At 45.4% G+C, this 25719-nt stretch carries 22 protein-coding genes; 5 read left to right on the top strand and 17 right to left on the bottom strand.

Features of this window, described 5'->3' with window-relative positions:
• Window positions 1-78 precede the first annotated feature (78 nt).
• From parC to nudF, 7 genes are read right to left on the bottom strand one after another with little or no spacing between them, the layout of a single operon-like run.
• On the bottom strand, window positions 79-2355 hold the full coding sequence (parC, locus tag L976_RS19100; protein WP_037428012.1) for a DNA topoisomerase IV subunit A: 2277 nt from the start codon (window positions 2353-2355) through the stop codon (window positions 79-81).
• The gene (locus tag L976_RS19095; protein ID WP_037422162.1) at window positions 2348-3523 is read right to left on the bottom strand and encodes a PQQ-dependent sugar dehydrogenase; all 1176 of its coding nucleotides are present in this window, start codon (window positions 3521-3523) and stop codon (window positions 2348-2350) included. Before L976_RS19095 ends, parC begins: the two co-directional genes overlap by 8 nt.
• Before the next feature lie 52 nt (window positions 3524-3575).
• Window positions 3576-5462, bottom strand: coding sequence for a DNA topoisomerase IV subunit B (parE, locus tag L976_RS19090; RefSeq protein WP_037422159.1), 1887 nt, complete (start codon window positions 5460-5462; stop codon window positions 3576-3578).
• Between the two features lie 56 nt (window positions 5463-5518).
• On the bottom strand, window positions 5519-6094 hold the full coding sequence (locus L976_RS19085; protein WP_047539340.1) for a YqiA/YcfP family alpha/beta fold hydrolase: 576 nt from the start codon (window positions 6092-6094) through the stop codon (window positions 5519-5521).
• 26 nt (window positions 6095-6120) lie between these two features.
• A complete protein-coding gene (cpdA, locus tag L976_RS19080) occupies window positions 6121-6957 on the bottom strand; it encodes a 3',5'-cyclic-AMP phosphodiesterase (RefSeq protein ID WP_037422153.1) in 837 nt (278 codons plus the stop codon).
• Window positions 6958-6972: 15 nt separating this feature from the next.
• On the bottom strand, window positions 6973-7413 hold the full coding sequence (locus tag L976_RS19075; RefSeq protein ID WP_037422150.1) for a DUF1249 domain-containing protein: 441 nt from the start codon (window positions 7411-7413) through the stop codon (window positions 6973-6975).
• 12 nt (window positions 7414-7425) lie between these two features.
• On the bottom strand, window positions 7426-8028 hold the full coding sequence (gene nudF, locus L976_RS19070) for an ADP-ribose diphosphatase (RefSeq protein ID WP_037422148.1): 603 nt from the start codon (window positions 8026-8028) through the stop codon (window positions 7426-7428).
• A 241-nt stretch (window positions 8029-8269) separates the two neighbouring features.
• On the opposite strand from nudF, the gene tolC reads away from it, so the two are divergent.
• Window positions 8270-9577, top strand: coding sequence for an outer membrane channel protein TolC (gene tolC / locus L976_RS19065; protein WP_037422145.1), 1308 nt, complete (start codon window positions 8270-8272; stop codon window positions 9575-9577).
• A 66-nt stretch (window positions 9578-9643) separates the two neighbouring features.
• Here the strand turns inward: tolC and L976_RS19060 are convergent, their stop codons facing one another.
• The 3 genes from L976_RS19060 to L976_RS19050 are packed head-to-tail and all read right to left on the bottom strand — an operon-like array spanning window position 9644 to window position 11846.
• Window positions 9644-10381 carry a TIGR04219 family outer membrane beta-barrel protein gene (locus L976_RS19060; RefSeq protein ID WP_037428021.1) on the bottom strand — a complete coding sequence of 246 codons (738 nt, stop codon included), beginning with the start codon at window positions 10379-10381 and terminating at the stop codon, window positions 9644-9646.
• Window positions 10382-10383: 2 nt separating this feature from the next.
• Window positions 10384-11352, bottom strand: coding sequence for a DUF2333 family protein (locus L976_RS19055; RefSeq protein ID WP_037422138.1), 969 nt, complete (start codon window positions 11350-11352; stop codon window positions 10384-10386).
• An 11-nt stretch (window positions 11353-11363) separates the two neighbouring features.
• The gene (locus L976_RS19050; protein ID WP_037428023.1) at window positions 11364-11846 is read right to left on the bottom strand and encodes a copper chaperone PCu(A)C; all 483 of its coding nucleotides are present in this window, start codon (window positions 11844-11846) and stop codon (window positions 11364-11366) included.
• Window positions 11847-11880: 34 nt separating this feature from the next.
• On the opposite strand from L976_RS19050, the gene L976_RS19045 reads away from it, so the two are divergent.
• A complete protein-coding gene (locus L976_RS19045; protein WP_037422131.1) occupies window positions 11881-12618 on the top strand; it encodes an enoyl-CoA hydratase-related protein in 738 nt (245 codons plus the stop codon).
• Between the two features lie 139 nt (window positions 12619-12757).
• On the opposite strand, the gene L976_RS19040 is transcribed toward L976_RS19045, so the two are convergent.
• From L976_RS19040 to L976_RS19020, 5 genes are all read right to left on the bottom strand, one after another.
• The gene (locus tag L976_RS19040; protein ID WP_037422129.1) at window positions 12758-12958 is read right to left on the bottom strand and encodes a PspC domain-containing protein; all 201 of its coding nucleotides are present in this window, start codon (window positions 12956-12958) and stop codon (window positions 12758-12760) included.
• 144 nt (window positions 12959-13102) lie between these two features.
• Window positions 13103-13396, bottom strand: a complete 294-nt coding sequence (locus L976_RS19035) for a hypothetical protein (RefSeq protein WP_037422125.1) — start codon at window positions 13394-13396, stop codon at window positions 13103-13105.
• Between the two features lie 207 nt (window positions 13397-13603).
• Window positions 13604-14611 (bottom strand): tRNA dihydrouridine(20/20a) synthase DusA, encoded by a 1008-nt coding sequence (gene dusA / locus L976_RS19030; RefSeq protein WP_047539336.1) that lies wholly within the window; start codon window positions 14609-14611, stop codon window positions 13604-13606.
• 227 nt (window positions 14612-14838) lie between these two features.
• Complete coding sequence (locus L976_RS19025) at window positions 14839-15513, bottom strand: Fe2+-dependent dioxygenase (RefSeq protein ID WP_047539335.1); 675 nt, start codon at window positions 15511-15513, stop codon at window positions 14839-14841.
• Between the two features lie 73 nt (window positions 15514-15586).
• Window positions 15587-17779, bottom strand: coding sequence for a TonB-dependent receptor (locus L976_RS19020; RefSeq protein WP_047539333.1), 2193 nt, complete (start codon window positions 17777-17779; stop codon window positions 15587-15589).
• Between the two features lie 556 nt (window positions 17780-18335).
• Between L976_RS19020 and L976_RS19015 the strand changes: the two genes are divergently transcribed.
• A complete protein-coding gene (locus tag L976_RS19015; protein ID WP_037422113.1) occupies window positions 18336-18800 on the top strand; it encodes a chemotaxis protein CheX in 465 nt (154 codons plus the stop codon).
• Between the two features lie 169 nt (window positions 18801-18969).
• Here the strand turns inward: L976_RS19015 and alr are convergent, their stop codons facing one another.
• Together alr and dnaB are read right to left on the bottom strand one after the other, a co-directional pair.
• A complete protein-coding gene (alr, locus tag L976_RS19010; RefSeq protein ID WP_037422110.1) occupies window positions 18970-20046 on the bottom strand; it encodes an alanine racemase in 1077 nt (358 codons plus the stop codon).
• A gap of 76 nt (window positions 20047-20122) precedes the next feature.
• A complete protein-coding gene (gene dnaB, locus L976_RS19005; protein ID WP_037422109.1) occupies window positions 20123-21529 on the bottom strand; it encodes a replicative DNA helicase in 1407 nt (468 codons plus the stop codon).
• 122 nt (window positions 21530-21651) lie between these two features.
• On the opposite strand from dnaB, the gene L976_RS19000 reads away from it, so the two are divergent.
• Window positions 21652-23850, top strand: a complete 2199-nt coding sequence (locus L976_RS19000; RefSeq protein ID WP_047539329.1) for a S46 family peptidase — start codon at window positions 21652-21654, stop codon at window positions 23848-23850.
• 633 nt (window positions 23851-24483) lie between these two features.
• Complete coding sequence (gene hydA / locus L976_RS18995; RefSeq protein WP_047539326.1) at window positions 24484-25716, top strand: iron hydrogenase large subunit HydA; 1233 nt, start codon at window positions 24484-24486, stop codon at window positions 25714-25716.
• Window positions 25717-25719 lie beyond the last annotated feature (3 nt).

The following is a 25719-nucleotide window of genomic DNA, read 5'->3' as shown; positions in this document are numbered from 1 at the left end:
CAGTGAAACTTGAGTGGCTTTGATTAACGGTTTTGATAACTTGTGCTGGCTACCTCTTACGCAGCCTCAAATTCACAGTTAAATGCTAGGCAAGACCTCAGCACCTTCGCCTAATTCCACACTATCAACACGCTGTAATCCACGTGGTAATTTTGCCCCACGACGTCCGCGCTCACCGCGATAATGCTCTAAATCACTTGGTTTAAGTGTGAGTTTGCGCTTACCCGCCCACAAGGTAACTGGAGTATCTGCTGGCACAAGTTGTAAATGTGTCATTAACTCTTCACGGTTTTTAGCGCGCTCGCTTGGAATACCGATAATCTTATTACCTTTACCCTTAGATAATTGCGGCAATGCTTCCAATGAAAACAGTAGCATACGACCTTCATTGGTGATGGCAAGGATAGACATCTCTCGATTACGATCAATCGGTTTGGGTGGTAAAGACTTGGCATTCGTCGGTAAGCTCAATAGCGCTTTACCCGCCTTATTACGAGACACCATGTCATTGAAAGTACAAATAAACCCATAACCCGCATCGGTTGCTAAGAGGAAGCATTGCTCGTCTTCCCCCAAAATAACATGCTGCATGGTCTCACCAGATGCCATATTAAAGCGCGTAGTAATGGGCTCACCTTGGGTACGAGCCGATGGCAGACTATGACTATCGGTGGCAAAGGCGCGACCGGATGAGTCAATAAACACTGCCACCTGATTACTGCGCCCGATGGCACTACAGAGATATTGATCGCCCGCCTTATAGGATAAAGACTCGGCATCAATATCATGGCCCTTAGCACAACGCACCCAACCTTTTTCTGATAACACCACAGTCACAGGTTCACTCGGGGTAAGCTCTTGCTCTGTTAAGGCGCGGGACTCATGGCGTTCTACAATAGGAGAGCGGCGATCATCGCCATAGGTCTCACCATCTTGGATTAATTCTTTCTTTATTAAGGTTTTTAAGCGGCGTTCAGAACCTAATAATTGCTCTAACTTTTCACGTTCAGCTTCCAGTTCGTCCTGCTCAGCCTTGATCTTAAATTCTTCTAACTTAGCTAAATGGCGTAATTTTAACTCGAGGATGGCCTCAGCCTGCTTGTCTGTCAGGTTAAAACGCGCCATCAACTCCGCTTTGGGCTCATCATGAAAACGAATGATCTCAATGACTTCATCAATATTGAGAAAAGCGATCATTAACGCTTCAAGGATATGTAAACGCGCCAACACTTTATCTAAACGATATTCTAGGCGACGTCTTACGGTATCGACACGAAACTCAAGCCATTCGGTGAGTAAGTCTTTTAGGCCCTTAACTCTTGGACGACCATCAAGGCCCAGTACGTTAAGGTTTACCCTAAAACTTTTCTCAAGATCGGTAGTCGCAAACAAGTGCGCCATCAGTTGATCGCAATCGACGCGATTTGAGCGCGGTACAATCACTAAGCGAACGGGATTTTCATGGTCAGACTCATCACGCAAGTCAGCAACCATAGGCAATTTTTTCGCCTGCATTTGAGCAGCAATCTGCTCTAAAATCTTACCACTACCCGCCTGATGTGGTAGCGCGGTGATCACTATTTCACCGGCTTCGACAGTATAAACCGCACGGGCTTTTAAGGAGCCCCGCCCAGTTTCATAGATTTTGGCAATATCGGCAGACGGGGTGATGATCTCAGCTTCTGTAGGATAATCAGGCCCTGGCACATAGGCCATCAACTGCGCAAGGTCGAGTTTCGGATCGTCCAAAAGCGCAACGCAGGCATTCACTAACTCTCTAGCATTATGTGGCGGTATATCTGTCGCCATGCCCACCGCAATACCAGTGATGCCGTTGAGCAAAATATGGGGTAAACGTGCAGGCAGCACTTTGGGCTCTTTTAACGTGCCATCGAAGTTTGCCCCCCAGTCAACCGTACCTTGTCCCAGCTCAGATAATAACAGCTCAGAAAACTTCGACAGGCGCGCCTCGGTATAACGCATTGCTGCAAATGACTTAGGATCGTCTGGTGCCCCCCAGTTTCCTTGACCATCTACGAGTGGATAACGATATGAAAATGGCTGCGCCATCAGCACCATCGCCTCATAGCAGGCACTATCGCCATGGGGATGGTACTTACCTAATACGTCACCCACTGTACGAGCTGATTTTTTATGCTTTGATTGAGCCGATAAACCAAGCTCGCTCATAGCATAAATAATCCGTCGTTGTACGGGTTTAAGGCCATCACCAATATGGGGTAAGGCTCGGTCCATAATGACGTACATGGAATAATTCAGATAAGCTTCTTCGGTAAAGCGCCGCAATGGCATCTGCTCTACGCCATCCAAGCTTAACTTGATTGCGTCACTCATTTTCTTCTAGTTCCTGTGGTTCTTCAGTATTATCGCCATCCCTATAGAACAGTCGATACAGGTTACCTTTCAAATCATCCGAGATGTACATGGCCCCATCTTCACCGGACAATAATCCATAGGGGCGGGCGACAGGAAACTCACCGTCGAGAAAACTCACTACGGTTTCGCGACTGACCACCTGTTGATTCTCAAGCTTCAACATGACGATTTGATAACCGACTTTGCTTGAACGGTTCCAAGAACCATTTTCAGCAACAAACAATTGGTTATGATAGATTTCTGGGAATTGCTTACCACGGTAAAATGCCAGTCCCGTTGGTGCAACGTGTGCAGGCAGTTCGTATATCGGTACAGAAATTTTTAAATTTTTTGGCTTTTCATAGGCAGGTTCGACCACGGATGATGCGTGTAAATACGGAAAGCCATAATGGCTGCCCGCCACATCGATGCGGTTAATCTCATCGGGGGGTAAGTTATCGCCCATCCAATCGCGTCCTTGATCGGCAAACCACAATTTGCCGTCTTGAGGAGACCAGTCAAAACCTGTCACATCGCGAATTCCTGACGCAATTTGCTCACTGGCGCCGGTATCCACATTAATCGCAATAATACTGCTATAGGGCGCGCTAGCTTCACACACGTTACAAGGTGCACCGATAGAGACATAGAGCCTGCCATCAGGACCAAAATTCATCGCTCGTGCACTTTTCTTATCTGACTCTGGTAAATCGCTATAAATCTCTTTAGGACGACTTGGACGGCGTAAGCGCTGCTCGATATCAATAAAGCGGACAATTCGGTTTTCAGTTGCCACAAACAGATCACCATTATGGAACGCGATCGCATCGGGAGACTCTAACCCCTTGGCGATGACATAACGCTTGTCTACACGACCATCTTGATTACTATCAACAAGCGCATGCACTGTGCCACTCTTATTGGAGCCGACAAATAAGGTGCCATTTGCCCCCATCGCAAGCTGTTTGGCATCCCCAAGATCGGAAGCATAGAGCGATAAACCAAATCCCTTTGAGACGGTAATCATGATCGACTGAGACCCTGCAATCGCCGTCTGGATCGGTAACAAAGCCAGACTCACCAGTAGGGTCCAATAGGCAGAGAACACCTTTAAACATTTATAATTATTCGTTTTAATATACAACATGGTAATTTTCTTTATGCCTAAGTGTTATTGTTATCGGCAATAGTGCACAACATTAAAGTACCGCCATGTCACCCTTATCTTCGAGCCAGTTTTTACGATCGGGTGAACGCTTCTTAGCTAACAGCATATCCATAAGAGAATCAGTTTCTTCCGCATCATCAATAGTTAACTGCACTAAACGGCGAGTATTAGGGTCCATTGTCGTTTCACGCAATTGCAGTGGATTCATTTCACCCAGACCTTTAAAGCGTGTTACTTGAACTTTACCTTTTTTATTCTCAGCGCTGATACGATCGAGAATACCTTCTTTTTCAGCCTCATCTAAAGCGTAATAAACATCTTTACCTATATCGATACGGAACAGTGGCGGCATGGCGATATAAACATGCCCCTGCTCAACCAACACTCGGTAATGTTTCAGAAACAGTGCACAGAGTAAAGTCGCAATATGCAATCCATCAGAATCGGCGTCGGCGAGGATGCAGATTTTGCCATACCTTAACTCAGAAATATCATTGCTATCGGGATCACAACCAATTGCCACCGAAATATCATGTACTTCCTGCGACGCTAATACCTGAGATGCATCCACTTCCCACGTATTTAAGATTTTACCACGTAGCGGCATAATAGCTTGAAACTCACGGTCTCTAGCCTGTTTAGCACTGCCTCCCGCAGAATCCCCTTCCACAAGGAAGAGTTCGCCGCGCATTGGATCTTGGCCACTACAATCGGTCAATTTACCCGGTAATGCGGGACCTGATGTGACTTTTTTACGGGCGACTTTTTTGGCTGCTTTTAAGCGTTTTTGCGCGTTATTAATACACATTTCAGCCAATGACTCGGCTAATTCGGTATTCGAATTTAACCAAAGCGAAAATGCATCACGCACGATACCTGAAACAAAGGCTGAGCTTTGACGGCTCGAAAGCTTCTCTTTGGTTTGTCCCGCAAACTGCGGGTCTTGCATTTTCACTGACAGAATGAAGGCTGCGCGATCCCAAATATCCTCAGGAGAGAGCTTAATCCCGCGGGGGATGAGATTACGAAACTCACAAAACTCACGCATCGACTCCAACAAACCTTGGCGAAAGCCATTCACATGGGTGCCACCCAATGGCGTTGGGATCAAGTTGACATAACTTTCGTTGATCGACTCCCCGCCCTCTGGCAACCAGGTAATAGCCCAATCTGCCGCCTCAATTTGCCCCTTAAAACTACCGATAAAAGGCTCTTCCGGCAGCATGATATTATCGCCTACCGCCGTCTTAAGATAATCGGTTAAGCCACTCTCGTAGTACCACTCATGCACTTCGTTAGTATGCTTATTAGTGAATTTAATTCTAAGACCGGGGCACAATACTGCTTTGGCACGCAGTAAATAAATAAGTTTGGAATTGGAGAAATTCGCCGAATCAAAATAACTCGCATCAGGCCAAAAATGTACTCGAGTACCGGTATTGCGCCGACCGCAGGTACCACTGACTCGTAGTTCTTCGACTTTAAAGCCATTTTCGAAAGCCATATCATACACTTGGCCATCTCGGCGCACAGTGACTTCAACTCTGCGAGACAGGGCGTTAACGACTGAAATCCCTACACCATGCAAACCACCGGAGAATTGATAATTTTTATTTGAAAATTTACCGCCGGCATGCAGTTTAGTCAGGATCAGCTCGACCCCTGGAATACCTTCTTCGGGATGGATATCCACTGGCATACCACGACCATCGTCAGTGACTTCCAGTGAGTTATCTGTGTGGAGCACAACTTCGATTTTAGTGGCATGGCCAGCTAAGGCTTCATCGACACTGTTATCTATGACCTCTTGGCCTAAATGGTTAGGTCGGCTGGTATCGGTATACATACCTGGACGGCGTTTAACTGGGTCAAGTCCGTTAAGAACTTCAATGGCGTCAGAGGTGTATTGATTAGTCATAGTGTACGCTATAGGTTGTTATATCCGGCCATGTTGCGGCTGTGGATGACGATTTGTCAAGGTAAGTGTAAAAATTGGCTTACAGTTTGCAGATATCGCTCATAACCCACAAAACTGTGATCACCACCGGATTCAATCCGTAATTGGCAATGATGATATTTATGTAGCGCTTCGCGATAATCCAGCACTTCATCGCCCGTTTGCAATAGTACCAAAAAACGATCGGGATTGCGGATAACAGCCGTATTAAATTCAGCCACTTCCTGCTTATGCTCTGGCAATACCTGATAATGCTCTTCGGTATAAGGGTTAAATTGCGGCCCCATAAATTCATCAAACAGTTCAAAGGGTTTTACTGCCGGATTCACCAACACGGCTCGGCCACCATAATGCTCAGCCAAATAACTGGCAAAATAACCCCCTAAGGACGAGCCAATATAGTTAAGCGGCTCACCCGATTGCAAAGCCTCCTCAACATAGCGCTGTAGTAAGGCCATCGCTGCTTTGGGTGTATTGGGTAACTGTGGCTGATGAAAAGTGAGGGACGGGTGATGCTCGGCCATATATTGTGCCGTCATCACCGCTTTATCAGAGAAAGGAGAACTGTTGAATCCGTGAATATAGAGCAGCATAGTTCCTCAAGCTGCGGTCACTCGCGTTAATAACCGCTGGAATCTTTATCGGGGGAAAACAGATTTCCCGGTACGCGATACACATTAGTGCTGATGCTACCATCGGCCTTGAGCTCCAGCAAACGATAACCGGGTTGCAGTCCATCGAGGGCAAAATAAGGCGATTGCGGTTTAAACTGGATACAAGTAGAAGGTGTCGCCATTAATTGCAACGCACCATGGGGACCATCGTAAAGGCTATCCAATTGTTGATGCACATGGCCCCAAAGCAAAGCTTTGACTTGCGGGTATTGAGCGACACGCTTTAAAAATTCCGTCCCATTATCCATGCAGTGTTGGTCTAACCAAGCACAATTAACCAAAATAGGATTATGATGCATCACCAGTAAGGTATGGCGGTCTGGATGTGCGGCTATAGCCTGTTCAATGAGTTCGAATTGACTCGCGGCCATATGACCACCAGGTTTTCCTCTCACGGTGGAATCCAGCATCAAAATTTGCCATTTACCAACTAAGATACGTTGCTGGCCAAAAATCCGCTCGCCCTGCATATGCAAAAACATGATCCGCGGATCATCATGATTACCCGGAAGATAATGGCAAGGTAAATTGAGCGGGGCGACCGCTGACACAAATTGGCGATAAGACTCAGGGGAATAATCTTGACTTAAATCACCTGTGGCAAGCATAAGATGCGCAGGGTAATTAACGGCACGGATGGTATTGAGTACCGCGGCCAAACTTTTGCTGGTATTAACACCAAGTAGCTGAGCTTCAGGATCGGCAAAGAGGTGCGGGTCAGTGACTTGCACTATGCGCACACTTTCATCAGCTACAGAGTAAGAGATAGCCTCTTTCAGCACATTGAATACCCAATTCTAAGACTGGCAAACCAAACGTTGTTGGCCACCAATCTTCAATAATTCTCCCAGGAATGCATTTACCTGGTACTTCTCATCACTATGATACATACGTAAATTGGGATAATCATACACTGGGCGCAGTTGGTAAATCTGTTGACCAGTTAACACTTCTGCTAATTTAGCATCATGATAAATTCTCACTAACACCTTGGGAATATTAACAAACTCCACTATTTGTAGTGGGCGTGAGATTTCAACTAATTGAGTATATTTGGTATTTTCTAAAATACGGATAACTAATACACCAAATTCACCTTCAAGTTGCCAAGATTGACCCACAGCAATATCCAGTGGCAACCACTTTTGCATGTAGCCATAGTTACGCCCGCATAGCGCTAAAAAGTCGCTCACGTTGGGTTGATAACGCGGTTTTTGATGTGATGTTGAATGCGCCAAACCTTTTCCAACCTAAACCAGTTGCTGATAGTTTAATTGCAACCACTGCAATCCAATAACGGTCGATGCATTGTCTATTTCGCCATTAACGACACCGTGATAGGCAACCTCACGGTCTACAACATGCAATCGAATATCTTCGTGTTCGTCAGCTAATCCATGCAAACCTTGGGCTTGTGATGAATCCACCTCAGCCCAATAAAAATAGAAACGTTCAGTACTGCCACCAGGGCTTGCAAGATAACTGCTCACAAAATGGATGTGGCGAGCGGTCAAACCAGTTTCTTCTAACAACTCGCGGTGCGCGACATCCTCTGGCGTTTCGTCGGGCGCAATCATACCCGCGACTAACTCCATAAGCCAAGGAGATTTAGTGGTTGCTAATGCAGGAAACCTAACTTGCTCAATCAACACAACCTTATCGCACTTAGGATCATAGGGCAGCACAACGACTGCATGGCCACGTTCAAAGACCTCACGGGTGACTGGCTGACTCCAGCCTCCAGCAAATAGCTTATGTTTGAAGGTAAATTGCTCTAAGGCAAAAAAGCCTTGATATAGCGATTTTTTTTCGAGGATTTCAATATCTGTTTGCGAAAAAACCTGAGGCTTCATATCTTATCCTTAACAGTTAAATTTTCGCCTATTATCAAGGCAATTTGGCTCATTTTTAAATAAAATCTGTTACACTTCGCAGTTGACTTGAACGTGTGGGAGTTTTTAGACTCTACGTCATTAAGTTTTAGCTGTATCGGGAAGCGTCGGGAAGCGCAAACCGCCTTGGTAAAGGCATTACTTAGTCTAAACGAAGTTATATATTTCTCCTTTTGGAGATTTTGTCTAATAAGGACAGCAAATGAAATTTAAGATCCGTTCTCTATGCGTAGCATTAACTCTAGCCGCTTCCGCTCCTGCGGTTCAAGCAGATGATTTACTGCAAATTTATCAACAGGCACTGACAAGTGACCCACTCGTGTTGCAAGCGCAAGCGCAACGTAACGCTTTGTTTGAAAAGATTGAACAAAATCGTGCGCCACTGTTACCGACTATCAGTGCAAACGTGGGCTATGACAAGGCATGGAATGATCCTCGAGATGATAGCAGCGGCCTGACTGGCAACCTAAAGCTCAATCAAGTCATTTATGACCATAGTGCTTGGGTAGGTTTAAGCCTTGCGGAGAAAGCCGCTTCTCAAGCTGACTCAACCTATGCATCGGCACTGCAAAATTTGATCACTCGCGTGACTAAAGCCTACTTTGATGTATTAACAGCCAAAGATAACTACGAGTTCCAAGGTGCAGAAAAACGCGCGATTGAGCGTCAACTTGAGCAAACTAAACAACGTTTTGCCGTTGGTTTAACTGCGATTACTGACGTTCATGAAGCTCAAGCACAATATGACTTAGCCTCAGCCTCTGAAATTTTGGCAGAAAATACCCTTGCCAATAGTTATGAAGCACTGCGCGAAATCACGGGTATCGATCACAAAGCCTTAAACGTACTCGACACTAACCGCTTCTCTGCAGTCACACCAGCACCGAGTTCATCTAGTGATTGGTTAAAAATTGCCGAGACCAATAGCGTCGATCTAATGACTCAACGTATTGGCAAAGATATCGCTCAAGAGACCATTAGCCTCTATAAAGCAGGCCATATGCCATCACTAAGCTTAAATGCTGGTTATAGCAAAGGTTTAGAGCAAAAATTAGGTAATTCGAATGAACCTGATTTTGACAACATGAGCGCAGGCATTAACTTAAGTATTCCGATTTTTGAAGGCTTTAAAGTCTCATCACAAGTCAAAGAAGCGCAGTTCCAATATGTTGAGGCAAGCGAGAAGTTGGAACAAACCTACCGTAGCGTAGTGAAAAACGTTCGTAATAACTACAACAACGTGGGGGCGTCAATCAGCTCTATCCGTGCTTACGAACAGTCTGTAATTTCATCTGAAAGTGCATTAAAGGCTACGCAAGCAGGCTTCGAAGTTGGTACTCGTACTATTGTTGACGTATTGAACCGTACACGCGATCTGTACGACTCAAAACGTAAATTATCAGATGCGCGTTACAGCTACATCAACTCGATTGTTGCACTGAAACAAGCAGCGGGTACATTAAACGAAGATGATGTTATTGCTATTAACAACGGCCTAAAAGCTGAATAAGTTAAGCAATATTGTCCAATAAAAAAACCGCCAAGATTGGCGGTTTTTTATTGTCAGAATTACGACTTAGAAGTCAATTTCGACGCCAGCGAAATAGCCATCAAACTTTGAGTCAGCACTAATGCCAGAGAAATTATTCACATCAAAGGCAAACTCACGATAGCCAACGCGCACACGGGTATCCACCGCAACACCATCAAACTGCCAGCCTAAACCGACCGCATAATCATGTACATTCGACTCATTCACCCCAAGCATTAAATCTGCAAAGCCAAATAAGCCTAAACCCGGCATGCTCACATGGGTACTGGCGTACCCCATAACAATTCCGCTATCTACGTCTTTCTCTTCTGGATGACCTGCATCTTGGACACGCAGAGAGCCATTCATCAACTTATAAGCTGCGCCCAAATCAAAAGATAAAATATCGTTATCCAGCAGTTCGTAATACAACACAAAATCGGTGTTGCTCAGATCGGTATAACTGGTCACATTACCTTTAAAATCATGACCATTAAAGCTGAAATCAGCGTTCGCCAAGCTACCTTTTTGATCAAGACTGTTTTCACGAATTTTCAGATTTGGCACAAAAGGCAGTGGGTGTTCAACGGCAAACCAATAGCTACCCTGCGCTGATGAGCTGTAGTCAAAACCTTGTTGTGGCTGACCTTTATCGGAAAAAGTACCGCTAGTATCGGCGCGCCAATAATCGCCACCTATTTTAAAACCAACCACAGTGGCCGCGTGAGCTGATGTAGCCATTATGCAGCCTAATACTGCACTGGCCAGGAGTATTTTTTTCATAATTAACCTTGAGATAGCAAGTTCGTTAAATCAATCACCGCGGCATTTGCACGGGATACATAGTTAGCCATAACCAATGAATGATTAGCGACTAGACCGAAACCACTGCCATTAAGCACAACAGGGCTCCAAACCGTTTGCTGAGTTGCCTCTAGTTCACGAATGATCTGTTTTAGGCTCACTTCAGCATTTTTCTTTTTCAGCACGTCAGCAAAATCGACTTCAACTGCACGCATAAAATTCAGTAATGCCCATGAGGCGCCACGGCTCTCATAAAACACATCATCAATTTTCCACCAGCTGGTTTTCACCTGATGGCTGGCTAAATTAGGGGTTGATTGACGCGCAGCATTATCCCCCGCTAAATCGGTGTTAAGACGTTCTTGACCTACACTTGCAGATAACCGTTGCGACATACTGCCTAAACGTTTTTGCACTTCTTTGAGCCACTCATTAAGGTTATCTGCGCGGGCATAAAACTGTGCATCTTGATTATTCGGGTCCATCATTCGCGCCCGGTACAACTTAAGTAGCTTAATACCATCGCGGTATTCGCTTTCAGCACTCGGCACTAACCAACTGGTATGGTCGATGTTTAACTTAGCCTGCGCTTCACTCAAATCTTTATCAGCGGTAGATTGCGACTGTGAACGGCTAAACTCTTTACGCATAATCAGCGCCAAATCACGCGCTTGCTCTAAAGCGCCATACTCAAAGGCGGGCATGTTATCCATAAAGATTGAGGGTGGCATAACATCATTCGATAGCCAACCACCTTGCTTATCCAGCAGCGTTTCAACGGTCATAATCAAAGAGGTTGTGGTCGCATAACCAACAACATTCTTTTCTGTGGCAGTAAGCTGTTGTGGCGTCAGCGGATCAGGCTCGATACTCCACCAGACACTCACAACATAACCAATTAAAACAACGCATAAACTAACTCCAGTAACCTTCTTCCATGTGATTTGCATCAAGCGACTCCTTAATGATGGTGATGATGCTCGGGTTCAGCAGCATTCTCGGCCTGCTTAGCGACAGGCAATGTAATCGTCATTTTTTCGCCATCGTTAAACTCTAATTGCAGCTTAACTTGCTGATCTAACACTAATGGAGCCTTAAGCCCAATTAGCATGACATGCTCCCCCGATGGCATCAGGGTTAATTTTCCATGGGATGGAATATCAAAGCCTTCAACATGGCGCATTTTTACCATACCTTGCTCTTCAATAATGGTATGCAATTGCGCTTCGTTCGCTACGTCGGTTGTCACGCCAATCAAGCGTACGGCTTTATCGTTGTGATTTTCGAGCGTAAAGTAAGCGGCAGTATTTGGAACGGTATCAGGCATTGCACGTACATGACCTTCAGTCATCACTACGTTGGCGAAAACAGAAAATGAAGCACAGGATAAGGCAACACAATTAAACATCTGTTTGAATATCGGTTTCAATGTCTTAAACTCCATGTCTACCCAATGTCGTCGTAAAGGAAAACAACCCATGAGTCATATACAGGTTCGGGATGATCAGGGCGTTCGTGTTATCAGCTTTAATCGCCCAGATAAACGCAATGCACTTGATCTTAATATGTATAAACAACTGACAGAATACCTGATCGAAGGTGAAGCAGACAACGACATTCGTGCCTTTATGCTCCATGGTGAAGATAATTGTTTCACCTCGGGCAATGATGTTGCAGACTTTTTGAAAAATAGTGACTTAGGGCCAAACCATCCTGCGGTACGCTTCTTATTTTGTTTATTAGAGCTCAAAAAACCACTGGTCGCTGCCGTTTCTGGTGCGGCTGTTGGTATTGGTACCACTGTGCTACTGCATTGCGATTTAGTTTACGCAGACAATACAGCTAAGTTTCAACTGCCCTTTGTTAATTTAGCCTTGGTCCCTGAAGCGGGCGCGAGTTTACTCCTACCCGAATTAGTGGGTTATCAAAAAGCAGCTGAATTATTGCTGCTCGGAGAAAGTTTTGATGCTGATACCGCCCACAGACTGAACATCATTAACGATGTGATCGCCCAAGAAGAGTTATTGGTTTATGCCTTTAACCAAGCGAAAAAACTAGCCAATCAACCACCGCAGGCGCTGCAAATTACCCGTCAGTTGATGCGACCACATAAAAACCGTGTGCAACACCAAATGCATCAAGAATTAGAACAATTTAGTGCAAGACTTAAAAGTGATGAAGCAAAAGCCAGATTCCAGGCTTTTCTTAAAAAGTGATACTCACTTAGCAAGTGCTCATTATTGGCATGAGGGTCAATGTGCCCTCTTGTTGATAGCATCTCGCTAACGATTGTGGCCATAAACGTGTATAGGCTGTCCCATTAATGTCCCACAATCTAGAGTACAAAAACTTGGCTTAAATCGGTCTTTTCCATTGTTCTACAAGCAAAGCCAACACAAAATACACCAGTAGACTCACGCCTGGCATAAACAGAATTGCCCCCGCCCATACCACTCGCGTCCAAAAACAGGACCAACCAAATTGCCACGCCATACCTGATGCAACACCACAGACCAAACGTTGTGAATTGTTCATTCGTATTTGCGCTCGTTTCATTTTGAACTCCAAAATTTTATGAGTTACTTATCGCTGACACTATGCCACTGAAACCAGCAGATAATGCCTGAAAACAACGCGAGGCTAATCACTGGTAGCAGTAGCAAAGTCATTAGAGGTGCTACAAACCACATAGGCAGATCCTTACTTATTCGCGCTCAATTCACCTGTGGTTGCCGAATCAGTTTGGGTATCCGCGCTCAGTGTTAGTTGACTATTAAAGTCATAGATACTTTCAGCCAGTTGCGTTTGTAGCGATAACACCAATTCACGCTTTGTATTCACTAACAACTCCTGCGCTTGGGTGCTAAGAGTTTGCTCAATGGCGCTCATAACATCAGATACAGGAGCCGCTTCAGCATGTGCTGTAACACTCGCCATTAATGCACCGAATAACACACTTGCTTGAACTGATTTTTTAACATTTGAAGTAAACATGATGTCGTCCCTTTCGATTGATTAACTTGACATAGGGACTATTACAAAGGGCGTGCCAACTTATCAAACAAACCCTAACATACTAATTTAATTATATTTAAAAATTTATTTTAAGCTAGAACGAGATAAGCGAGATATTTAGGAAAGGTAAAGTGGTGAAAAATACTACAACGTTTAGTGAATCTCACCACTTTTTAAATCGAATGATTATTGAGCAATTATTTCTGTTTGAATACTCAAATAAGCCTGCTTTACCACCTCTATGCCCGCACCGTTTTTATGGGCGTTTTCGCTTAAATAACGACGCCACGCACGGGCACCAGGCAAACCTTGGAATAAGCCAATCATATGGCGAGTGATATGATTTAGGCGTCCGCCCGCCTGCAAGTGAGCCTCAATATAGGGCACCATCGCCTCAATCACAGCCTCACGGCTAATCACCGCCTTTTGGCTGCCGCAGAGCAGTTGGTCAACCTGCGACAACATATAAGGATTCTGGTAAGCCTCACGTCCAACCATCACACCATCTAAGTGCTGCAAGTGGGTTTGGGCCTGTTCAAGGCTAGTGATGCCACCGTTAATGCTGATATTAAGCGTCGGATAATCACGTTTGAGCTGATACACACGTTCGTAGTCTAAGGGCGGGATCTCACGATTCTCTTTCGGGCTTAAGCCTTGCAGCCAAGCCTTACGCGCATGGATAATAAACTCACCACAGCCCTTAGCCATGACAGTATCAATAAAGTGAGTCAAAAACTCATAGCTATCCTGCTCATCGATCCCGATGCGCGTTTTTACCGTCACAGGAATATCAACCACTTGCTTCATGGCATCGACACATTCAGCCACCAGCTCAGGTTCAGCCATCAAACAGGCACCAAAGCGACCATTTTGCACCCGATCCGAAGGACAGCCCACATTGAGGTTCACTTCATCATAACCGCGCTCGGCGGCAAGTTTGGCGCAGCGAGCAAGTTCAGCAGGATTCGAGCCACCCAACTGCAATGCCAGAGGATGTTCCTCTTGGTTATAGGCAAGATAATCGCCACGGCCATGCAAAATCGCGCCGGTGGTCACCATCTCGGTATACAGTAAGGCATTGGCCGACATTAAACGCGCAAAATAACGGTAATGACGATCCGTCCAATCGAGCATCGGTGCAATGGAAAAGGTGCGGTCGAGCTGTAGACCATCATTAAGATTATTTTTCAACACGTGACTATCGACTCAAGTAATTAAAATTTGCGAATAAGTTGCCACTCAGAGGAGCAAAGAGTCCTAATTTGAGTCGCAGATTGCCAATAAGCCTTAAGCTTAAAAATGGAAAAACAGTAAACGAGTTAACGTTTACTGTTTTATTGCCCCTCAGAGCAAGCGGGATTATACCCTAAACCGCCTGCTTTGTGGAGATTAAGCAGGGAGAGAAGCCTAGCTCGATATCACTACAACTCACTCCAACGCCTGAGCAAGTTATGATAAACACCCGTTAGATTAAACAGCTCTTGTTCAGGCGCGGCCTGCGACGTCAAAGATTGAATCGATTGATCGAGTTGAAATAACAAGCGGCGCTGCCCCTCATCGCGCACCATGCTCTGTAGCCACATAAAGGCGGCGGTTCGCTCACCTGATGTGACAGGCGTAACCTGATGTAAACTCGTTGACGGGTATAACACCAAAGATCCCGCCGCCAGCTTAATGCTTTGCTGGCCATAGGTATCTTGGATGACCAACTCACCACCCTGATAAGTGTCTGGTTCGCTTAAAAATAAGGTGGCTGACAGATCGGTACGCACCATACCGTCACTCGTCGAGCGAATTGCATTATCGATATGATAGCCAAAGGTTTCTCCACCTTGATAACGATTAAACAAGGGCGGATAAAACTGTAATGGAAGTGCTGCCGAGACAAATAAAGGATGAGCTAACAAGCGCTCCATAATCAATTCACCGATGCCAATCGCAACAGGATCGTCTTTATCCAACTGCTGATTGCGCTTACGGGTACTCGCCATCACGCCTGAGGTTTGATTGCCATCAATCCAAGTGCGAGCATCGAGTTGTTCACGTAACTGATTGACTTCTTGTTTAGAAAAAACATGAGGAATTTCAATAAGCATCTTCAAACCTTAAGGAAAGCATAAACATCAAAGGCAGCCCTAGGGCTGCCATTCAAATCGTCATTCACTGATATTAAAAGTGCATATCGGCACTTAACATCACCAAACGTCCAGGCGCCATATTGGCAAAGTGCGCGGTGTACGCTTTATCGTAATAACGCTCATCCGTTAGATTTTGAACGTTCAGGCGTAAGGTCAAGAATTCGCTCATCTTATAGGATGAGGTCAAATCAAAACGCCAGTAAGACGGAATTGACAGCGTATTAGCCGTATTGCCATACACTTTGTCCATATAATAGGCACCCGTGCCGACCGTTAACTGCTCGGTAATATCGTAAGTTGTGAATAAGCTAAGACTATTTTTGGCTGTATTAGGGAAGCGATTACCATTAAGCGCAGCGTTGTAACCATTGCTTTCGAGGGTAGCGTCCAAATACGTATAACCACCAAAACCATGCCAATCTTTAGTAAAGTCACCGGAAAAGCCGATTTCAAAGCCTTTGACTTTTTGCTCGCCGACGTTTTCCTGTGGCGCATTACGATCGCCAGAGGTTGCAACGCGGGCATTGTTTTTCTCGATTTGGAATACAGAGCCATTCAGAGATAAACGACCCTCCCAAAGATCCCATTTAGTGCCTAACTCGTAGCTTTCGGTATCTTCTGGTTCTAAATCGGCGTTAGTGCTGCCAAGACGATCTGCCCCATCTCCGTTAGACGTGCCAGGTGGATTAGAGGAAGTGCCCCACGCAGCGTAGATACTGCCATTTTCTGCGGGCTTATATAGCACCGACAATTGGTAGTTGAAGAAATCAGCATCATTGCTGAATCGAGAGGTTGAGTTCTCAGCACTGGTGTTATAGTCATCCCAGCGGATACCTGCGTTAACCATCCATGCTTCAGTTAACTCAATCGTATTAAAGGCATAGATAGAGCGAGTATCAGTTTCAGTCACTGTCGCATCGGTACCGAGTGTAATCGTACCAACCCAAGGATCGTGGGGATTCGGATTATCCAGCAACGTACAGTTGTAGTTATCCAGCATTGCCTGATTACAACCCGCGTTGCGACCATTGCCCGTATCGACGGTGTAACTCAAATTGCTAGTACGTTCGTTACTGAGTTCAGTCCCGACTGCAAAACGGTTAGTCATTCCTGCAAGTTTTGCTTCACCCGAGAGTTGCAATTGAGTCGCTAGGGTCTTTGTCACCGAATGGCGCGACTTAGTGTTTCGCCAAACATAACCATTAGCCACGTTGCCAGTGGTGTCGTCTGGGTTAGTCACAATATAGTCATTGCTGTTACGGCTATAGATAGACGTCGAAGTGAACTGCATGTCGTTGTTAAAATCATGGCTGATCAAAACCGAAGCTGTATCGTCCATCGTATCGCGAAAATCCCGCGATAATAAGCCATAGAAATTGTCGGGATCGACATCGGCAGGTTTGCCTGTCGCCTGATCGTAGGGAATACCATAATCAGGAATATCATGGTTTTCAAAATGATAATATTCAAGGGTCACTTTAGTTGGCGTTGTTAACCCAAAGGTAACAGACGGTGCAACGCCCCAACGATTACCTGTGACCTCATCACGCCCAGGAGTGTCAGCATCGTGAGCCATCATGTTGACACGAACCGCAGCTTCATCGGTAATCACATGGTTAATATCAACATTGGCACGTTTGAGGGCATCTGTCCCCACGGCAACATCGGCGTTAATAAAATCTTCAGCCTGAGCTTTTTTGGTCACAATGTTAATGCTACCGCCAACCGCGCCACGGCCGTTATAGACAGAGCTTGGGCCTTTCAGGACTTCAATTTGTTCAATGTTAAAGGTTTCACGGCTTTGTGAACCCACATTACGCATACCATTGATAAAAGTAGAGGATTGAGCATCGTATCCACGAATAAACGGCCTATCACCGTAGGGGTTCCCCCCTTCGCCAGTACCCAAGGTAATACCAGGCGTCGCTCGTAGCGCATCAGTAAAACTCTGCGCGCCCATATCTTTGATCAGATCTTGATTGATGACTGTTACAGTTTTCGCAGTATTGAGCAGGTCTTCGGTAAATTTACCCGATTGTACTTTGCGGGTGTTATAACCCAAGTACTCACCATTGACCTCAATATGTTCAACTTTTTTATCTGCGACTTGTGCCTGCTCCGCGGCCATAGCAGGGATAGCAGAAACCGCCATCCCTATGGTTAACGAACCTAAAACATGGGCACCAAGCGTGACTCGACCATTGCGACGTTTTGCAAATTTCATTTAAAGCATTCCTGTTGCGGACTAAACCCTGTAACAGATGTCCCCCACCTGTTAATCGCCCGCTAATATATGTAAAATTATTTTTGTGATCAATAATTATTATCATTTACATTATAATTTAATGTAAATCACAGTTTAAGCCGTTTATAGTTGTTAGGCACAGCAAAACGACTGTAGCTACATTGGTAGGGTTAAAGATACGCCTATGATAGAAATGAAAATTTCCTTCAAAAATCTTTCGCATACATTCAAGCTATCGCACTATAGCCTAACGGCATGCTCATTCGAATCATCAACCTTTCGGTGGAAACGTGCCTTTGGACTCATTGAGGGGGCATGCAGAATACGCGACTCTTTTACCGCTTGTAGCGTGGCTTTTGGTAAAAAGACTTTTACGATAAATAACAAGAAAATCGTGAAATTAACCTCACATTTCCATTTGTGTCATCTAAGCTGATAGAGTGTGATTAAGATTGCTGTGGTCAAGCCACTTTTCGACTACCCTTAATTACGTGGTGACCATAAGGCTTAAGTTCATAAGAGGACACACTGAAGCATGAACGTCAATTTTATTAATCCTTTTTTGCAGTCGCTGCTCAATGTTATTTCGACCATGGCCAGCCTAGAGCTCACGCCAGGTAAACCCCAAATCAAAACTGACAACTTAGCCAAAGGCGATGTATCAGGTTTGATTGGTATGGTTGGGCCACAAACCAAAGGCTCACTTTCAATTACGTTTGAGCAAAAACTGGTACTGCAAATCATGCAAAATATGCTGGGCGAAAACCCCGGCAAAATAAATGAAGAAGTAACCGATCTGGTGGGTGAAATCACTAATATGGTTACGGGGGGCGCAAAAAATCTTTTAGGACAAAAGGGTTACGAATTCGAAATGGCAACACCAATGGTCGTTTCAGGTCAAGGGCATACAATTTCCCATAAAGCCAACGGCACCAAAATTATCATGCCATTTACCAGTTCTTACGGAACTGCATTTATCGAAGTTTGCTTCGAAAATTAATTAAATATCATAAGTTTGTAGGAAAATATTGGATGTTTGGTTGGCTGTAACGGGTACGCTTTGCTCCACAAGAGCGAACCTGATAGCCAAATCAGTAAATCGATTAACTGTATGCTAGATAAAGAAAAACGGCGCATTTGCGCCGTTTTGTCATTCTAATTTGAGCAAACTATGCTAAGCAAACAGCTACTCTTGGAGTCAGTTTAGTCACTAATTCATAGGCGATGGTACCAATGTGTTCGGCCACCTCCTCTACGGGTAAAGCCTGCCCCCAAAGTAGCACATCATCACCGACTTGATCCGCCGCATCTTGGCCTAAATCTACGGTTAACATATCCATAGATACCCGGCCAACAATCGGCACTCTGCGGCCATTTATCCATACAGGCGTACCTTCCGGCGCATTCCGCGGATAGCCATCACCATAGCCAATAGCGACAACCCCAAGGCGAGTATCTTGCTTGGCTGTCCAATAACAACCATAACCTACGGGTTGACCCGCTTTATGATCGCGCACAGCAATCAAACGTGAGACTAAGTTCATCGCGGGGATCAAACCATGGTTCGCACCGCAATCTCCTGTGACAGGAGATACGCCATAGAGCGCAATGCCTGGACGGATCCAATCCCCTTGGCTTTTAGGCCAATAAAGCGCACCCGCCGAGTTGGCTAAGGTTCTAAACCCAGGTAAATCCGCAGTTAACTGGTTAAAGGTTTGCATTTGTACTTGAGTGTAATGATTATCCGGCTCATCGGCACAGGCAAAGTGGGTCATCAAATGAACAGGTTTGGCAACATTTTCGCAGGCGGCCAAACGCGCATAAACCGCAGTGAATTGTTCAGGCGTGACCCCTAAACGATGCATCCCCGAATCGACTTTTAGCCACACGGTGACAGGCTTCGTTAAGTTTGCCTGTTCTAACATCTCGATTTGCGATTCGTGGTGCACCACAGTATCGATATCGTGCTCCACCAACAAAGGTAAGTCGGTGCTGCGAAAAAAGCCCTCCAGCAATAATAAACGCGCCTTAATACCACCTTCGCGCAGTTCTAATGCCTCTTCCAAACGGGCTAAGCCGAAGCCATCGGCAGTATGTAAACAATGAGCGACATTTAATAATCCATGACCATAACCATTGGCTTTCACCACCGCCATCACTTGGCTGCTGCTCGCCTGCTGGCGTAAAACGGCGAGGTTGTTTTGCAGTGCAGTACTGCTAATTTCTGCTCGAGGAAAAGGTTTCAAAATTTGCCTTGTCTATTTGGAAAAGTCTGGAAATAAAAAGAATACATAAGCTTTGCTTATCTTCTAACACCGGGAATTAATCTTCTTCAAACTGAGGACCTGCATAGTTATCAAAACGGGAAAACTGGCCTTGGAAGGTCAAGCGCACACGTCCAATTGGGCCGTTACGCTGTTTACCGATAATGATTTCCGCCGTGCCCTTATCGGGAGAGTCGTTGTTATACACCTCATCACGGTAAATAAACATGATGAGATCCGCATCCTGCTCAATAGAACCTGATTCACGTAAGTCCGAGTTCACAGGGCGTTTATCGGCACGTTGTTCGAGCGAGCGGTTAAGCTGGGAAAGTGCGATAACGGGGATTTCTAATTCTTTAGCTAATGCCTTAAGAGAACGAGAGATTTCAGCAATTTCAAGGGTACGATTGTCCGATAATGCCGGCACTTGCATCAGCTGCAAGTAGTCGACCATGATCATCGATAATCCGCCATGCTCGCGGGCAATACGGCGGGCACGGCTGCGCACTTCGGTCGGCGTTAAGCCTGAACCATCATCGATATACATCTTACCTTGCTCAAGCATAATGCCCATGGTCGAGGATACCCGCGCCCAATCCTCATCATCGAGTTGTCCGGTACGGATTTTGGTTTGATCAACCCGCCCTAAAGAGGCCAACATACGCATCATGATCTGTTCTGAGGGCATCTCGAGGCTGAAAATAAGCACGGGCTTGTCTTCATTCATCGCCGCCTGTTCGCACAGGTTCATCGCAAAGGTCGTTTTCCCCATCGACGGACGCGCCGCCACGATGATCAAGTCGCCGGATTGAAAGCCTGCTGTCATTTTATCGAGATCAGTAAAGCCACTCGATACCCCGGTTACACCATTGTGTGGATTGTTGTAGAGCTGCTCAATCTTATCAACGGTTTTTTCCAGAATGGTTTTGATGCCTTCAGGGCCTTCGTTAGCATTGGTGCGCTGCTCAGCAATTTTAAAGACTTTGCTCTCAGCTAAATCGAGTAGAGCGCTGGAATCGCGGCCTTCAGGGTTATAACCCGCATCGGCAATCTCATGAGCAACGCGGATCATCTCGCGTACGACTGCGCGCTCACGGACAATTTCAGCATAGGAAACAATGTTGCCGGCACTCGGGGTGTTTTTGGCAATCTCGCCCAAGTAGGCAAAGCCGCCCGCTTCTTCGAGTTGGTTTTCAAGCTCAAGCTGTTCAGAAACCGTAATTAAGTCGATAGGTTGGCCTGTTTCGACTAAACGGTGCATGGCGGCGAAAATCATCCGGTGCGAGCGAGAATAAAAATCCTCTTTCACTACGGTTTCAGCCACTTTATCCCAAGCGTCGGCGTCTAACATGAGGCCGCCTAATACCGATTGTTCAGCCTCAATTGAATGCGGCGGTAGCTTGAGGCTATCGACCTGCAAATCCCTTGGCTTACTCTTAGGCTTAAAAGCACCTTGTTGTGACATTAACACTCCCGATTTCCAACAACTTAACAAAATATGATATAAAACCCCGTCAAGCAAACAGGTGGTTTCACAGGCCTGTTATCTCACCCAACGGATACTCAAACTAAAAATAAGGAAAGAACATGCGTATTGCATTGGTTGCAGCCTTAGTACTGACCTCTGGCATTGCAACAGCCGATGAAGGGCAATGGCAACCTTATCAAATGCCTTCTATTGCAGACAAACTCAGCGCGCGTGGAATCGATATTCCCGCAGATAAGCTGGCCGATCTCACCAGTTATCCAATGAACGCCGTTGTCGGGCTGGGCTATTGTACCGCCAGTTTTGTCTCGCCCCAAGGGCTAGTTGTGACAAACCATCATTGTGCCTACAAGGCGATACAATATAACACTAAGAAAGAGCATAACTATCTCGAACAAGGCTTTTTAGCCACGTCAATGGATAAAGAACCGTCGGCCGGTCCCAATGAGCGTTTATACATCACCGAAGCCGTGACTAATGTCACCGCTGAGGTAACTAAAGACTTAAGCCAAGATCCACTAAAACGCTACGAAGAGATTGAGAATCACAGTAAAGCCTTAATCAAAAGCTGTGAAGCCGATGATAACTACCGCTGTAACGTTCGCAGCTTCCACAATGGCTTGGAATATTACCTCATCAAGCAATTGATGATCCGCGATGTGCGCCTAGTGTATGCACCACCTGAAAGTGTTGGTGGTTACGGTGGTGATATTGATAACTACGAGTATCCACGCCACTCGGGTGATTTTGCCTTCCTACGGGCTTATGTGGGTAAAGACGGAAAACCTGCGGCTTTCAGCGAAGATAACATTCCTTATACGCCCAAAAGCTATTTAAAAGTGAACGCCGATGGCGTCAAAGCCGGCGATGGCGTGTTTGTGGCAGGCTATCCTGGCACGACCAACCGTTACAATCTCACTAGCGAGCTTAAATTTGCCAGTGATTGGTTGTATCCAACTCAGGCAAAACGCTATCAATTACAGATTGATACTATCGAAGCCATGGGTCAGGAAGATGCCGACATCGCGATTAAATATGCGGGCAATATGGCGTCTATGGCGAACCGGATGAAAAAGCTCAACGGTCTGCTGGCTGGCTTTAAAGCCACGGATATCGTCGGCATTAAGCAGCAACGTGAAGATGACTTTCTGGCTTGGTTAAAGAAAAACTCTAGCCTTAATCAAAATCTTATCAGCGAACTAGAAGTGTTACTGGCCGAGCAGCAACTGCAAACCCAAACCAATTATTACTTCACCAACGCCCAATCGAGCACACTGCTCACCGCGGCCAACAACCTCTACCGCTTAGCGAAAGAAAAGCAAAAGAGCGATGCCGAGCGTGAAATCGGTTACCAAGAGCGCGACTTAGCCATGTTCAGCTCACGCTTAAAACGTATCGACTCTAGTTTTGATGTCAAAGTCGATAAAACCCTCTGGTTACAAGATTTAAATGCTTATTTATCGCAGCCAAACCGTGTTGCGGCCTTAGACAATATGCTGAATTTGGACGATAAAAACGTCAGTTTAGCTGCTAAACTCGATGGTTTATATTCGCTGACCACTCTGACAGACCAAGCGCAACGTTTGGCTTGGATGGACGCCGATGCCAAGGCCTTCGAAACCAGCAGCGATCCATTTATCCGCCTTGCCGTCGCGCTGTATGACACCAATATGGCGCAGGAAAAGGCAGAAAAAATCCTAGCGGGTAAACTGTCTACCGCTCGCCCTGCATATATGGCCGCCGTTATCGACTACTACAAAGCCAACAACTGGCCAGTGTATCCCGATGCTAACGGTACGCTACGCATCAGCTACGGTATGGTCGATGGTTATCAATCCCGCGATGCGCTGTACAAACAGCCATTTACACGTCTTGATGGGATAGTAGCTAAGCACACAGGTGTTGAGCCCTATAATGCCCCGAAAAAATTGCTCGATGCGATTCACGAGCAACGTTTTGGCGATCACTTAGTGAAATCTGTCTACCAAGATCCCCGTGGCTGGATTTGCCGTCTGTTCTCTTGTTTGGACAAGCCAGAAGAATTCAACTCAGTACCAGTTAACTTCTTATCGAGCGTAGATACCACAGGTGGCAACTCAGGCTCACCCGTATTTAACGGCAAAGGGGAACTTGTAGGACTTAACTTCGACTCCACCTACGAAGCGATTACTAAGGATTGGTTCTTCAATCCCACCATCACCCGTGCCGTGCACGTGGATATTCGTTATATCCTATGGATGATGGATGAAGTTGACCATGCCGATAATCTGATTAAAGAACTGGATTTAGTAAGAAACTAATTATTATTAATCTGTCATGATTAATGATAATGGAATTAACTAATATGAACCGTTTAATTTAATCAATATAAATTAAGCATCTTTCAAAACCGTCCCAGGAATATTCCTTGGACGGTTTTTATTTTATGTAATTTATCAATTTGTGATCTACCGCATTATCAATTCACCAAAAACTCAATCAAAGCGTCTTAATTAGTATTATTTAAAGCAAGACTACACATGGACAATTTGTCCAACCTAAAAATAAAATCCAGTGATAAAAGCCACATTAACCAACAAATTTCAATCTAAGCCTTTAAAACATCACAAATAGTGGTAGGCAAACACAAAAAGAAAAATAACACACTGTATTTAAATAAAAAATATAAAAATCACCACTATAAAACTAACCAAGATTGTTATTTTTATTTCTCAAAAAAACTCAAAAAACGCAAATAAAACTATTAAAAACACCTGTTTTATCAAAAACCATAAAACTTGATCACCATCATGTTTTTCATAGGTTCAATTTCCTATCATCCAACCGCCTAAAATTTCACAAATTAAATGTAACCGTCAACATAAGCACTTAACAAACACATTAAATAACACTGAAAATATAATTCAGGTTGAAAATGAGGAACGCAAAATCCTATGACAGCGACAACTTATCAACCAGGAGAAATCCAAGGGCTGATCAAGATTAATGCATCCAAATGCAAAGGATGTGATGCTTGCAAACAGTTCTGCCCAACCCACGCCATTAATGGAGCCTCGGGTGCAGCGCACTCTATCGATGAAGATAAATGTTTAAGTTGCGGACAGTGTTTAATCAACTGCCCCTTTAGCGCCATTGAAGAAACCCACAGCGCCCTTGAAACCGTGATAAAAAAACTCGCCGATAAGAATACCACCGTCGTTGGCATTATCGCCCCTGCGGTACGGGTGGCGATTGGTGAAGAATTTGGCTTAGGCACGGGCGAACTGGTGACGGGTAAACTCTATGGCGCCATGAATCAGGCGGGCTTTAAGATTTTTGATTGTAACTTTGCCGCCGATCTCACCATTATGGAAGAAGGCAGTGAGTTTATTCATCGCCTCCATGCCAATGTGAAAGGTGAAGAAAATGCAGGTGCATTGCCGCAGTTCACCTCTTGCTGCCCGGGCTGGGTACGCTACCTCGAAACCCGCTACCCTGCACTTTTACCTAACCTGTCAACCGCCAAATCGCCCCAGCAAATGGCCGGAACGGTTGCCAAAACTTACGGCGCCAAGGTGTATCAAATGCAGCCGGAGAATATTTTCACCGTCTCTGTGATGCCTTGTACCTCGAAAAAACTCGAAGCCTCACGCCCCGAATTTAACTCTGCTTGGCAATATCATCAGGAACACGGGGCTAACACGCCTTCGTACCAAGATATTGATGCCGTGCTCACCACAAGAGAAATGGCACAGTTACTCAAACTGCTTGATATCGATCTCGCTAATACCGCGGAATATCAAGGTGATAGTTTGTTCTCTGAATACACTGGCGCGGGCACTATCTTTGGTACCACAGGTGGCGTGATGGAAGCGGCATTACGTACCGCCCACAAGGTGCTCACTGGTACTGAAATGGCCAAATTAGAATTTGAACCCGTACGCGGGCTAAAAGGCGTCAAATCTGCTTCCGTCAGCCTGTTTGATACTCAGCTTAAGCAGAATGTGACCGTAAATGTCGCCGTAGTGCACGACATGGGCAACAACATCGAACCCGTGCTACGCGATGTGATGGCAGGCACCTCTCCCTACCACTTTATTGAGGTGATGAACTGCGCAGGTGGTTGCGTTAACGGTGGAGGTCAACCTATTGAGGGTAAAGGCTCTTCATGGCTTGGTAACATTTAACGG

Source organism: Shewanella sp. ZOR0012, assembly GCF_000798835.1.
Taxonomy (GTDB): Bacteria; Pseudomonadota; Gammaproteobacteria; order Enterobacterales; family Shewanellaceae; genus Shewanella; species Shewanella xiamenensis.
The sequence above is the reverse complement of the archived record's forward strand: the minus strand, read 5'-3'. Positions and strand labels throughout refer to the sequence as shown.